This window comes from Serratia sp. PL7 (assembly GCF_945957435.1).
Map to the genome: position 1 here is coordinate 20401 of NZ_CAMFLB010000011.1, position 12537 is coordinate 32937.

The 12537-nt window shown below is 58.6% G+C and carries 14 protein-coding genes; 6 read left to right on the forward strand and 8 right to left on the reverse strand.

Annotation, left to right across the window (positions count from 1 at the left end; all coding sequences use genetic code 11):
- Positions 1 to 15: 15 nt before the first annotated feature.
- Entirely contained in the window at positions 16 to 702 is a 687-nt protein-coding gene (locus N6G83_RS32060; RefSeq protein ID WP_025303996.1) for a response regulator, read from the reverse strand.
- A 32-nt stretch (positions 703 to 734) separates the two neighbouring features.
- Complete coding sequence (locus tag N6G83_RS32065; protein ID WP_049205224.1) at positions 735 to 2327, reverse strand: sensor histidine kinase; 1593 nt, start codon at positions 2325 to 2327, stop codon at positions 735 to 737.
- A gap of 326 nt (positions 2328 to 2653) precedes the next feature.
- On the opposite strand from N6G83_RS32065, the gene N6G83_RS32070 reads away from it, so the two are divergent.
- Positions 2654 to 4009: a 2-hydroxycarboxylate transporter family protein gene (locus N6G83_RS32070; protein ID WP_260516142.1), complete on the forward strand. Its 1356-nt coding sequence runs from the start codon at positions 2654 to 2656 to the stop codon at positions 4007 to 4009.
- 98 nt (positions 4010 to 4107) lie between these two features.
- Here N6G83_RS32070 and N6G83_RS32075 read toward each other — a convergent pair whose 3' ends face one another.
- On the reverse strand, positions 4108 to 5079 hold the full coding sequence (locus N6G83_RS32075) for a patatin-like phospholipase family protein (RefSeq protein ID WP_260516141.1): 972 nt from the start codon (positions 5077 to 5079) through the stop codon (positions 4108 to 4110).
- A 206-nt stretch (positions 5080 to 5285) separates the two neighbouring features.
- Here N6G83_RS32075 and N6G83_RS32080 point away from each other — a divergent pair, with 206 nt between their 5' ends.
- The 5 genes from N6G83_RS32080 (at position 5286) to N6G83_RS32100 (ending at position 8035) form a co-directional block, all read left to right on the forward strand.
- Positions 5286 to 6230 carry an MBL fold metallo-hydrolase gene (locus N6G83_RS32080; protein ID WP_260516140.1) on the forward strand — a complete coding sequence of 315 codons (945 nt, stop codon included), beginning with the start codon at positions 5286 to 5288 and terminating at the stop codon, positions 6228 to 6230.
- 153 nt (positions 6231 to 6383) lie between these two features.
- The gene (locus N6G83_RS32085) at positions 6384 to 7124 is read left to right on the forward strand and encodes an SDR family oxidoreductase (protein ID WP_049205218.1); all 741 of its coding nucleotides are present in this window, start codon (positions 6384 to 6386) and stop codon (positions 7122 to 7124) included.
- Positions 7125 to 7188: 64 nt separating this feature from the next.
- Positions 7189 to 7383 (forward strand): DUF1289 domain-containing protein, encoded by a 195-nt coding sequence (locus N6G83_RS32090; protein ID WP_127146532.1) that lies wholly within the window; start codon positions 7189 to 7191, stop codon positions 7381 to 7383.
- A 77-nt stretch (positions 7384 to 7460) separates the two neighbouring features.
- Positions 7461 to 7748 carry a CopG family ribbon-helix-helix protein gene (locus tag N6G83_RS32095; protein ID WP_049205214.1) on the forward strand — a complete coding sequence of 96 codons (288 nt, stop codon included), beginning with the start codon at positions 7461 to 7463 and terminating at the stop codon, positions 7746 to 7748.
- A complete protein-coding gene (locus tag N6G83_RS32100; protein WP_043138388.1) occupies positions 7748 to 8035 on the forward strand; it encodes a type II toxin-antitoxin system RelE/ParE family toxin in 288 nt (95 codons plus the stop codon). Before N6G83_RS32095 ends, N6G83_RS32100 begins: the two co-directional genes overlap by 1 nt.
- Positions 8036 to 8078: 43 nt before the next feature.
- Here the strand turns inward: N6G83_RS32100 and nrdF are convergent, their stop codons facing one another.
- From nrdF to N6G83_RS32125, 5 genes are all read right to left on the reverse strand, one after another.
- On the reverse strand, positions 8079 to 9050 hold the full coding sequence (nrdF, locus tag N6G83_RS32105; protein ID WP_033639549.1) for a class 1b ribonucleoside-diphosphate reductase subunit beta: 972 nt from the start codon (positions 9048 to 9050) through the stop codon (positions 8079 to 8081).
- 8 nt (positions 9051 to 9058) lie between these two features.
- Complete coding sequence (gene nrdE, locus N6G83_RS32110) at positions 9059 to 11203, reverse strand: class 1b ribonucleoside-diphosphate reductase subunit alpha (protein ID WP_071845116.1); 2145 nt, start codon at positions 11201 to 11203, stop codon at positions 9059 to 9061.
- Positions 11185 to 11589, reverse strand: a complete 405-nt coding sequence (nrdI, locus tag N6G83_RS32115; protein WP_004928930.1) for a class Ib ribonucleoside-diphosphate reductase assembly flavoprotein NrdI — start codon at positions 11587 to 11589, stop codon at positions 11185 to 11187. Before nrdI ends, nrdE begins: the two co-directional genes overlap by 19 nt.
- A 9-nt stretch (positions 11590 to 11598) precedes the next feature.
- Positions 11599 to 11829, reverse strand: a complete 231-nt coding sequence (gene nrdH, locus N6G83_RS32120) for a glutaredoxin-like protein NrdH (RefSeq protein WP_004928934.1) — start codon at positions 11827 to 11829, stop codon at positions 11599 to 11601.
- 272 nt (positions 11830 to 12101) lie between these two features.
- Positions 12102 to 12533, reverse strand: coding sequence for a carboxymuconolactone decarboxylase family protein (locus N6G83_RS32125; protein ID WP_025303985.1), 432 nt, complete (start codon positions 12531 to 12533; stop codon positions 12102 to 12104).
- Between the last annotated feature and the right edge of the window lie 4 nt (positions 12534 to 12537).

Sequence of the window (12537 nt, forward strand, 5' to 3'; positions counted from 1 at the left end):
AGCCAGATGGCAGCCTCAGGCCTTGCGGTACAGCCGCCGCGGATGGCCGATATTGCCGTACAACATCTCTACCCGCACGAACTGGGTGGCGACGCAATATTCCAGATAACGGCGGGCGGTGGTCTTGCTGATGCCGACCTGCTCCACCACGTCTTCCACCGCATGCGCCACCGTCGGCTGGGCGATAAACAGCGCCTGCACCAGCTCTAGGGTATTGGTTTCGATGCCTTTGGCGCTCGGCTCGCTGGAGAACTGCTTCGACTGCAGGTTGTACAGCGCATCGACGTTATCCTGATCGATGATCTTGAAGGTACGCTGGGTCTGTACGAACTGCATGAAACGTTCGAGCGAATTGCGCAGCCGCTTGTAGGACACCGGCTTGATGATGTAGTCGAAGGCGCCGTTGCGGATCGCTTGGCTGCAGGTATGCATGTCGCTGGCGGCGGTGATGAAGATCACCGAACAGGCGGGGTTCTTCACCGCCGGCTCTTCCATCAGCTCGATGCCCTGACCGTCCGGCAGAAAGTTATCCAGCAGGATCAGGCGCGGCTGGTGCGCGTTGGCTTTGGCTCGCGCTTCGGCCAGCGTAGCGGCGTAAGCCACCACCCGCAGGTTGAAATTTTTCTCGATGAACTCCGCGTGCAGCGTCGCCAGTTGCGGCTCGTCTTCCACGATCAGAACGTCCAGTGCTTGGTGTGACATAATCGGGTGCTCAAAAAATCGGGTTATGGGTTTTATTTAGGGATAAATATAGAGAATATCGCGCCGTGCGGCTCGTTGTCCGACACTTCTATGCTGCCATGCGCCTGCGCCACGTGGCTGGCGACCAGATGCAGGCCGATGCCGTGGTCGCTTTTATCCGCTTTGGTGGTGACGCCCTGTTCAAACAGCGTATCACGAATCTCCTCAGCGATGCCGGTACCGCGATCCGCCACCTCGATCACCAGCTCGTCGCTGCCATCGCTGATATAGAGTTCGATCGCATCGTGCGGCGCCGGGCGGTGCAGCGTCGCCTCCACCGCATTATCCAGCAGGTTGCCGACGATCGACATCAGTTCGGTCTCATTCAGCGCCGCCGGGATCTGCCGCAGCTGGCAGGCCGGATCGAAGCGCAGCTCGATGCCTTTTTCTCTGGCGCTGGAATATTTGCCCAGCAGCAGGCCGCACAGCGCCGCCGAACTGAAGCGCTGCGAGATGAAATCGAGGATCTCCTGCGCGCCCTCCGACTGGGCTTCCACATAGCGAATAGCCTCGTCGTAGCGCTGCATATGCAACAGCCCGGCCAGCGTGGCGGTCCAGTTCAGCTGCTCGTGGCGCATGATGCGCAGGTTGTCGGCATAGCGTTTCACCTGGCTGAGCTGGCTGCTCAGGGTATTGATGTCGTTCTTGTCGCGGAAGCTGATCACCCAGCCTTGCAGCTCCTGCTCCTGCATGATGCGCACCCGGCTGGCGATCACCCGCACGTGGTTGAAGCGGCACACTTCGTCGTGCGTATCCTGGCCCAGTTGCGCGGCGGCGAAGAAGTCCGGCTGCGCCTGGATCACGTCGCCGATTGGTCGGCCCAGCAAGCTGGCGGCGGGCTGGTGTAGATCCAATAGCTCGCGCGCCGCATGGTTGATGGTGATGATCCGCAATTGCGGATCGATGGCGATCACGCCCTCATAAATGGCTTCCAGCAGCGCTTTTTGCTGGCGCACCAGCAGCGCGATCTCTTTCGGTTCCAGCCAGAACATCTGGCGCTTGAGATTTTTCGACAGCAGCCAGGAAAAAACGAACAGGGCAATCAGCAGCAGCACGATAGAGCCGATAATTTGCGTCAACGTCCTGGCATTTAAATTATCGATATGCGATTTCAAATAACCGACGGAAACGATGCCGATCACCTGATTATTTTCATCCAGGATCGGCGCCTTGCTGCGTAATGATACGCCGATGCCGCCCTTGCGAATGGAAATAATGCTTTTCCCTTCCAGCACCTCTTTATTATCGCCGCCGATCATCGGTGTGCCCAGGCGGCCTTCGTATTCGGAATGATAAAGATGGCGGGCATGATTATCGCCGATGACGATATAGCTGGCGTCGCTGCTGGCGCGGATTTTTTTCATCAACGCAGCGATCCTGGCGGCGTCGTTGTTTTCCACCGCGTCCACCAGCGAAGGGATAAGGGCGATTTCCCGTGCCTGCACCTGGGCGCGGGCGCCGAGATCGCGGTGCAGTTGCGCATCCAACTGGTAATAGGTATAGGCGCCGATACAGGTCAGCAGCAGGCAGGAGAAGGCCACCAGGCACAGAAACAGTTTGATTTGAAATGAGAGTTTGAGGCGCATGGTGGAGCTTCACCGTAAAGAGATCCTGAAGCCTTACCCTATCACGATAAGCGGGGTCTGTAATATTGCGCTCGATCAACTTGTGATCCCTCACACGGGATTAGAGTGAACCGGACGAGAATTGTTCGCCTGCGATAAAATTAATAAGCTTTAAAATAAAAACGGTATTAACACCATTAAAACCGCGTTGGTTTTTACATAATCTTAATTAACCCCATAGAAACCATAACCACCATTAAAAACCCTTTTTAACTTTGAACATAATCACAGCAGATAATCCGTGCGCTTCTCTATGATGGCTGAACAAACTAATAAGAGGCCAGATTATGAGCACAACAGATGATTCTTACCTCGTAGCCAAAGACAAGACCGCTGATATTCCTCTGCGTGAGAAATGGTGGCGGATACTGGACAATTATAAAGTAGGGATTATTCCGTTACCGTTCTTTATTCTGGCCGGCGTATTGATTATGCTCGACTGCCTGGAAGGCAAGTTGCCGAGCGATATCGTGGTGATGGTGGCCACCCTGGCGTTCTTCGGCTTCGCCTGCGGCGAATTCGGCAAGCGCCTGCCGCTGATCGGCAAAATGGGCGCGGCGGCAATCTGCGCCACCTTCATTCCTTCCGCGCTGGTGCACTATGGCCTGTTGCCGGACGTGGTGGTGGAATCGACCACCAAGTTCTACAAATCGACCAACATTCTGTACCTCTACATCTGCTGCATCATCGTCGGCAGCATCATGAGCATGAACCGCCAGGTGCTGATCCAGGGCTTCCTGCGCATCTTCATCCCCATGCTGTGCGGCGAGATCGTCGGCATGCTGGTGGGGATGGGCGTTGGCATGGCGCTGGGCCTGGAACCGTTCCAGATCTTCTTCTTCCTGATCCTGCCGATCATGGCCGGCGGCGTAGGTGAAGGGGCGATCCCGCTGTCGATGGGCTACGCGGCGATCCTACACATGGAACAGGGCGTGGCGCTGGGGCGCATTCTGCCTATCGTGATGCTCGGCAGCCTGACCGCTATCGTCATCGCCGGCCTGCTTAACCAGCTGGGCAAGCGTTATCCGCACCTGACCGGCGAAGGCAGCCTGATGCCGAGCAAGCAGGGCGACAGCGACATGAACGCGGTGGAAAAAATCAGCGGCAAGGTGGACGTCAGCACCATCGCCTGCGGCGCGCTGTTGGCCATTCTGCTGTATATGGTGGGCATGCTGCTGCACCGTCTGATCGGCCTGCCGGCGCCGGTGGGCATGCTGTTCGCCGCCGTGGCGGTGAAGCTGGCGCACGGGGTATCGCCACGCATTCAGGAAGGCTCGCAGGTGGTGTACAAATTCTTCCGCACCGCCGTGACTTATCCGATCCTGTTCGCGGTCGGGGTGGCTATCACGCCGTGGCAGGAGCTGGTGGACGCGTTCACCGTACAGAATCTGATCGTGATCGTCACCACCGTCAGCGCGCTGGTGGCGACCGGTTTCTTCGTCGGCAAGAAAATCGGCATGCACCCTATCGACGTGGCGATTGTCTCCTGCTGCCAGAGCGGGCAGGGCGGGACCGGCGACGTCGCGATCCTCACCGCCGGCAACCGCATGTCGTTGATGCCGTTCGCCCAGATCGCAACCCGTATCGGCGGCGCTATCAACGTTTCGCTGTCGCTGCTGGTGTTGGCCAAGTTCTTCGTATAACTCCTATAAATCCTTAGCGTTACTTTGCCTTTCCCCGCCCCCGCGGGGATTTTTTTTGCCCGCGCGCCGGCCTGACGTGCGGGCGGGGATAATACCGGTTACGCTGCCTGTTTCATGGCGGCGTCGTACCAGGCGAAGTAGCGCTCTACGCCGCGGCGGCCGGATTCGATCAGCGCGCGTTTCTTCTCCTCGCTGATGCCGAACTCCAGCGTGCCGACGTCGAGCGTATCGACATACACGGTGCGCTTCCAGTCGTCGCTGTCCAGATGCACCTTGGTTTGGATGTCCAGCATCACGTTGGCCACCGCCAGGGTGAAATCAAACAGGTTGTTGACCGGCGTGCGCGGGCCGGTCTGACCGGCGGCCTGGGCGATTTCGCCGGCGGAGTCGAGGCGAAGGCCCAGGGTGCGGGTGTTGATGCGTTGGCTGGAGGCGTCGATGTAAGGCGGCGTGGCGGAGAAGTCATAGTCGAACAGCCGCACCGGGTAGTTGTCGATCATGCCGCCATCGATGCACAGGTCACCCAGGGTATTGTTCTTCGCTACGAAGGCGAACGGGAACGACATCGAAATGCGCAGGCCGTCCGCCACTTTCATGCGCGGCGTGGTACGGTGAGAATAAACCTCTCGCTGGCCGCTGTTGAGGTTGGCGCCGATAAAGTAAATCGACTTGAACCCTTTCGCCGCCTTCATCGCTTCGAACTGCTCGAAGGTGATATCCGGGTTGCCGGTATATTGCTTGATAATATCGCGTGACCATTGATAGAAATAATCGCCGGGCGCGATGCCGTATTGATTAAACAGGCGGTAGGCATCCTGGAGCGTACCGAAAAAGCCGCCGTTATAATCGAGGAATTTTTTAAAATCCATCGCCGACAGAATTTTGGTGACGTCCGCCGAACTGCAGCCCAGGCCGACCAGCAGCGCGGCGATGGCGCCCGCCGAGGCGCCGGAGGTTTGCTTGATCTGCGGCATGATGCCTTTGGCTTCCAGCAATTCCAGCGCGCCGCCATAGGCGATGCCTTTTACGCCGCCGCCTTCAAAGACCAGGTTTTCGAATTGGTAGTTCATGATATTTCCTCACTCGTGGTTTAGGGAGTAAGAAAAATAACGAAGTGGCGAACCGGAAAATATTGATTGGGGTTGTGTGAGTCGGCAAACAAAATTATTCACAATAAATATATTGTTCATATATTTATCAAAGGCATTTATTAAACAGGCGCATCGGGATTTTTGCGTCAATACTTAGCGCTGTTCAATTCTCGCAAGGAGTCATCATGTTCTGGAAACGTTGTCTGCTGGGCGCGGCGCTGGCCGTTATGTCATTACAGGCCGGGGCCGCCGCGCCGCAGGCTAAAACCCCGACGCCGGGATTTTATCGCATCATGCTGGGCAGTATTGAAGTGACCGCGTTGTCCGACGGCATCATTCGTTTGCCGGCGGACAAGCTGTTGCTAAACACCACGCCGCAGCAGATCGCCGCCGGGTTGGCCGAGCGGCATCAAAGCCTGCCGGTGGTCACCTCGGTCAATGCCTATCTGATCAATACCGGCGATAAGCTGGTGATGATCGACAGCGGCGCCGGCCAACTGCTGGGCGACGGCCTGGGCAAGCTGGTGGATAACCTGCGCGCGGCGGGTTACCAGCCGGAGCAGGTGGATGAGATCTACCTGACCCACATGCACCCGGACCATCTCGGCGGCCTGACGCACGACGGCAAGGCGGTATTCCCCAATGCGGTGGTGCGCGCCGCCAGCCAGGACGCGGACTTCTGGCTAAGCGCGGACAAACTGAAACAGGCTAGCGCGGGCAGTAAAAGCAACTTCGAAAGGGCTCAGGCGGCGATCAAGCCGTATCAGGCGGCCGGCCACTTTAAGCCGTTCAGCGGCGACGGTGAGCTTTCCCCGGGCATTGCCGCCTTTGCCGCCCACGGCCATACGCCGGGACACAGCGTGTATCAGGTGACCAGCCAGGGCCAGAAGCTGTTGCTGTTGGGGGATCTTATCCACGTGGCAGCGGTGCAGTTGCCGCATCCGAAGGTGGCTATCAGCTTTGATAATGACGCCAAGGCGGCGGTCGCTCAGCGGCTGCGGATATTTGGCGACAGCGCGCGGCAGAGCGAGCTGGTGGGGGGCGCACACCTGTCGTTCCCGGGGTTGGGGTATCTGAACCGCCAGGGCGACGGTTACACCTGGGTGCCATTGAACTACGGCGCGCTGTAAGGGAGATGGCCGCCCAACGGGCGGCCATCGTAAGCGCCTTGGGGACATTGTTCGATAATTTGGGATGATGATGCCAGAGAATCGGGGCTTATTCGCCGTGATAAAGAGTGCATGATTAACGTTACCCTCGTCGTTTTCTTTAAGGATCTCCCGATGAATCAGAAAACTCCCTCCGTCGCCATCGTCACCGGCGCATCGCGCGGTATCGGCGCCGCCATCGCCGAGCGCCTGGCCGCCGATGGCTTTGCCGTCATCATCAACTATTCGGGCAACCCGGCGCCGGCCTATGAGCTGGTGGGCAAGATAGAACAGCGCGGCGGCCGCGCCTTGAGCATCAAGGCCGACGTCAGCGATGCGGCTGCGGTTGCCCAGCTGTTCGACAGCGCCGAACAGGCGTTTGGCGGCGTCGACGTTCTGGTCAATAACGCCGGGGTGATCGCGCTAGCGCCGGTGGCGGACATGCATGATGAAGACGTGGATCGCCTGCTCGACATCAACCTGAAAGGCAGCTTCAATGCGATGCGCGAGGCGGCGAAGCGCCTGCGCGACAACGGCCGCATCATCAACTTCTCTTCCAGCGTGGTGGGGTTGCTGCAGCCGGGTTACGGTATGTATGCCGCCAGTAAGGCGGCGATCGAAGCGCTGACCAGCGTGCTGGCGAAAGAGCTGCGCGGCCGCAATATCACGGTGAACGCCGTCGCGCCGGGGCCGACCGCCACCGGCTTGTTCCTCGACGGTAAAACCCCGGAGCTTATCGAGCGGCTGGCGAAGATGGCGCCGCTGGAGCGTCTGGGCACGCCGGAAGATATTGCCGCGGCGGTGGCGTTCCTTGCCGGGGCTGACGGCGGCTGGATCAACGGCCAAACCCTGCGCGCCAACGGCGGCATCATCTGATTGACGACGCGCCGCCGCAGGATCGGGTATCCTGTGGCGGAACTCATCACATCAAGGGCAGCGTATGGCGGGCGACAATCAGCAATTCCAGCACGGCGTGAGATCGCCCTGCGTCAGCCTGTGCCGCATCGACGACGAAACCCAGCAGTGCCGGGGATGCCGGCGCACGCGGGCGGAAATCGCCGCCTGGCCGACCGCCAGCGACGCGGAGAAACTCGCTATTTGGCGGCAGCTTGAGCTGCGTCAATCGGTGAAATAATCCTCTGCATTATTGCGCTGTCAGACTTCATGTAGCACAATTGAGCTACATGTGATTGACCGACGTTGGGAGCGATTATGTCGACGACGACCATCCGTATTCCAGATGAGCTTAAAGCCCGAGTCACCGCTGTCGCCGAGCAGGCTGGCGTGACGTCTCACAGCTTTATTTTGCAGGCAATAGCGGAGAAAACGCAGCAAGAAGAGTTGCGCCGCGACTTTGAGAATGAAGCGGAAAAACGCTATGCCAAGATAATTGCGACGGGAGAGACGGTCTCTTGGAAAGAGATGCGCGGTTATTTGGAAAATTACGCAGCCGGTAACACTGACGCTGTTAAACCTCCGGTAAAAAAATTGGGGCGCTGATGGCAAACGTCGAGTTGGCGCCAGAGGTCAGGGATGATATCGAACGTATTCTCGCTCATTTGGCTCAGTATGGTGCCGTGGATCCAGGGCGGCGCATTCAGGAAATCATCCAGGCGATTGCGGTATTGGAACATAATCCATTGATCGGACGAGCCCTTGGCTCAGGGCTGCGTGAATTGATTATTGGGCAGCAAGTTCGCGGTTATTTGGCGCTCTACAAATATATCCCTGATATCGATACGGCGTTTGTTCTGGCGATCCGTAGTCAGAAAGAACAAGGGTATTGAATGCACGATACCGGCCTGAAAGACCGGTATCGCTGTCATGTTCTCAGAAGTCCCAGTCCTCATCCTCGGTGTTGACCGCCTTGCCGATGACGTAGGACGACCCTGACCCGGAGAAGAAGTCGTGGTTTTCGTCGGCGTTTGGCGACAGCGCCGACAGGATCGCCGGGTTGACCTCCGCCATCGCCGGTGGGAACAGCGCTTCATACCCCAGGTTCATCAGCGCCTTGTTGGCGTTGTAGTGCAGGAAGGTCTTCACGTCTTCCGTCCAGCCGACGCCGTCGTACAGCTCCTCGGTGTAGCGCACCTCGTTGTCGTACAGGTCCTGCATCAGATCGAAGGCGAAATTTTTCACCTGTTGGCGCCGTGCGGCGTCCACTTTCTCCAGCCCTTTCTGGAACTTATAGCCGATATAGTAGCCGTGCACCGCCTCGTCGCGAATGATCAGGCGGATCAGATCGGCGGTGTTGGTCAGCTTGGCGCGGCTGGACCAGTACATCGGCAGGTAAAAGCCCGAATAGAACAGGAACGACTCGAGGAACACGCTGGCGACCTTTTTCAGCAGCGGATCGTCGCTGCGGTAGTGCGCCAGAATGATGCCGGCTTTCTTCTGCAGCGCGCGGTTTTCCTCGCTCCAGCGATAGGCGTCATCCACGTCCGGCGTTTGACACAGGGTAGAGAAGATTGAGCTGTAAGAGCGGGCGTGCACCGCCTCCATAAAGCTGATGTTGGAGTACACCGCCTCTTCGTGCGGCGTCAGCGCATCGGCGATCAGGGCCGGCGCGCCGACGGTGTTCTGGATGGTGTCCAGCAGCGTCAGCCCGGTAAACACCCGAATGGTTAGCTGCTGCTCCTTCGGAGTCAGCGTGGCCCAGGACGGGATATCGTTGGACAGCGGCACCTTCTCCGGCAGCCAGAAGTTGGAGGTCAGGCGGTTCCATACCTCCAGATCCTTGTCGTCTTCGATAATGTTCCAGTTGATGGCGCGCACCAGCGGCGCCGATGTTACGGTCGTCATAAGTTGCCTCACAGCGCGCAGGACACGCAGCCCTGCACCTCGGTGCCTTCCAGCGCCATCTGGCGCAGGCGGATGTAGTAAATGGTCTTGATGCCTTTGCGCCAGGCGTAGATCTGCGCGCGGTTGATGTCGCGGGTGGTGGCGGTATCGCGGAAGAACAACGTCAGCGACAGCCCCTGATCGACGTGCTGCGTTGCGGCGGCATAGGTATCGATGATTTTTTCCGGGCCAATCTCGTAGGCATCCTGGTAATACGCCAGGTTGTCGTTGGTCATGTACGGCGCCGGGTAGTAAACGCGGCCGATCTTGCCTTCCTTGCGGATCTCGATACGCGAGACGATCGGATGGATGCTGGAGGTGGCGTTGTTGATGTACGAGATGGAACCGGTCGGCGGCACCGCCTGTAGGTTCTGATTGTAGAGCCCGTGCATCATCACCGACTGGCGCAGCGCGCGCCACTCGTCGCGGCCCGGAATGGCGATGCCGGCGGCGGCGAACAGCTCGCGCACCCGCTCAGTCTGCGGCAGCCAGTCGCGCTCGGTGTACTTGTCGAAGTACTCGCCGCTGGCATAGCGCGAGTGCTCAAAGCCGTCGAACGCGCCGCCGCGTTCGATCGCCAGCCGGTTCGAGGCGCGGATGGCGTGATAGGCCACGGTATAGAAATAGAGGTTGGTGAAGTCGATGCCTTCTTCCGAGCCGTAGAAAATGCGCTCGCGCGCCAGGTAACCGTGCAGATTCATCTGGCCCAGGCCGATGGCGCGGGCGCTGCGGTTGCCCTCGGCGATCGACGGCACCGAGCGGATATCGCTCATGTCGGCCACCGCGGTCAGCGCGCGGATCGCGGTCTCGATCGCCTTGCCGAAGTCCGGCGCGTCCATGGTTTTGGCGATATTCAGCGAGCCGAGGTTGCAGGAGATGTCCTTGCCGATGCGATCGTAGCTCAGATCTTCGTGATACGTACTGGCGCGGTTGACCTGCAGGATCTCCGAACACAGGTTGCTCATGTTGATGCGCCCGGCGATCGGGTTCTCCCGGTTGACCGTGTCCTCGAACATCACGTAGGGGTAACCGGATTCGAACTGGATCTCCGCCAGCACCTGGAAGAACTCGCGCGCGTTGATGCGCGACTTGCGGATACGCTTGTCGTCCACCATCTCGCGGTATTTTTCACTGACGCTGATTTCAGACAGCGGCGTGCCATACACCCGTTCGACGTCGTAGGGCGAGAACAGGTACATCTCTTCGTTGTTCTTCGCCAGCTCGAAGGTAATATCCGGGATCACTACCCCCAGCGACAGCGTCTTGATGCGGATCTTCTCGTCGGCGTTTTCCCGCTTGGTGTCGAGAAAACGCAGGATGTCCGGGTGGTGGGCGTTGAGATACACCGCGCCGGCCCCCTGGCGCGCGCCGAGCTGGTTGGCGTAGGAGAAGGCGTCTTCGAGCATTTTCATGATCGGAATGACGCCGGAGGACTGATTCTCGATGCGCTTGATCGGCGCGCCCACCTCGCGAATATTGCTCAGCATGAAGGCCACGCCGCCGCCGCGTTTCGACAGCTGCAGCGCGGAGTTCACCGCCCGGCCGATCGATTCCATATTGTCTTCGATGCGCAGCAGGAAGCAGGAGACCAGCTCACCGCGCTGGCGTTTGCCGCAGTTGAGGAAAGTCGGCGTGGCCGGCTGGAAGCGGCCCGAAATCATCTCCTCCACCAGATCCTGCGCCAGGGCGGTGTCGCCCGCCGCCAGCGTCAGCGCCACCATGCACACCCGGTCTTCGTAGCGTTCCAGATAGCGCTTGCCGTCGAAGGTTTTGAGCGTATAGCTGGTGTAGTACTTGAAGGCGCCGAGGAAGGTCTCGAAGCGGAATTTCTTGGCGTAGGCCTGCTGGAACAGCTGCTTGATAAACGGGAATTCATACTGCGCCAGCACCTGCGGCTCGTAGTAGCCTTCCTCCACCAGATAGCGCAGCTTTTCCTCCAGGTTATGGAAGAACACGGTGTTTTGGTTGACGTGCTGCAGGAAGTAGTGCCGCGCCGCCAGCCGATCTTTATCGAACTGGATCCGGCCTTCCGCATCGTAAAGATTGAGCATCGCGTTGAGCGAATGGTAATCCAGCGCGCCCGTCTCGGGCCTGGTCAGTTCTGTCGTTGCCAAAATGCGGTTACTCCCTGTCTAACGTTTTCAACGTCTTGCGTCGTGCCGAGCAGCTCGAAGCGGTACAAAAAAGGCACCTGGCATTTTTTGGCGATGATGTCGCCGGCGATGCCGTACGCTGCGCCGAAGTTGGTGTTCCCAGCGGCGATGACGCCGCGCAGGTATGAACGGTTTTGCGGAACGTTGAGAAAGCGGATCACCTGGATCGGCACCGCGCCGACGGCGCTGCCGCCGCCATAGCTGGGTACGATCAAGATATAGGGTTGTTCCATCAGCAATTTGCTGCGGGCGCCGGCGATCGGAATGCGGATCGCCGGCAGGCCCAGTTTCTCAACGAACCGATGGGTGTTCTCCGAACTGCTGGAGAAATAGACCAGCGGATTCATCGTCGAGCCTCAGCAGGTGAGCGCCAGCGCGCCGATTTTGTCCGGCCGGAAACCGGACCAGTGGTCGTCACCGGCGATAATCACCGGAACCTGCTGATAACCTAAGGATTTAACGTGGTTCAGCGCCTGCTGATCCTGGGTGAGGTCGATCACCTGATAATCAATCCCCTGTTTATCAAATGCGCGATAAGTGGCGTTGCACTGGACACAGTCCGGCTTACTGTAAATAATAATGCTCATGATTCGCATTTACCTTTAGGCTGAAGGAAAGGCGGGCAAGTCAGATAACGGAGCATCGTTCCTGGCGTTTCTGACGGCGTTATCAACCGAACGACATTCCCTGCGGCTGACTCATAAAATACTATATGTAGATATTTGTTTTATCAACCACGCTATATATGGTGTTTTGTGGGGGTGGGTGCGCAGGCCGCGCTGGGGCTGGAAAAGGCGAGGGAAAAATTTTTTGCGGGTGAGAAATTCCCCCTCTCAGTGAAGAGGGGGAGTCGAGCGCATTACTGACGCATGCTGACGGCCAGACGATTAAAGGCGTTCATGATGCTGATGGCGAAAGTCAGATCGGCGATCTCGGTATCGCTGAAGTGCGCTTTCAGCGCCTCGAAAGCGCTGTCCGGCGCGCCGGTGGCGGCGATCAGCGTCACTGACTCGGCCCATTCCAGCGCGACGCGCTCGCGCTCGCTGAATTCATGGCTGACGCGCCAGCCCGCCAGCGTATCCAGCTTGGCATGGCTGAAACCGCTTTCACGCAGCGCTTTGCCGTGCATGTCCAGGCAGTAGGCGCAGCCGTTGATCTGCGAAACGCGCATAAACATCAACTCGATGGTCGCCTTGTCCAGGGCGCCTTTCTCCAGCGCCATCAGCGCGCCCACCATATTTTTGTACGGGGCGGGCGCCAGCTCGGCATAGTTCAAACGTTGCTTAATCATGGTC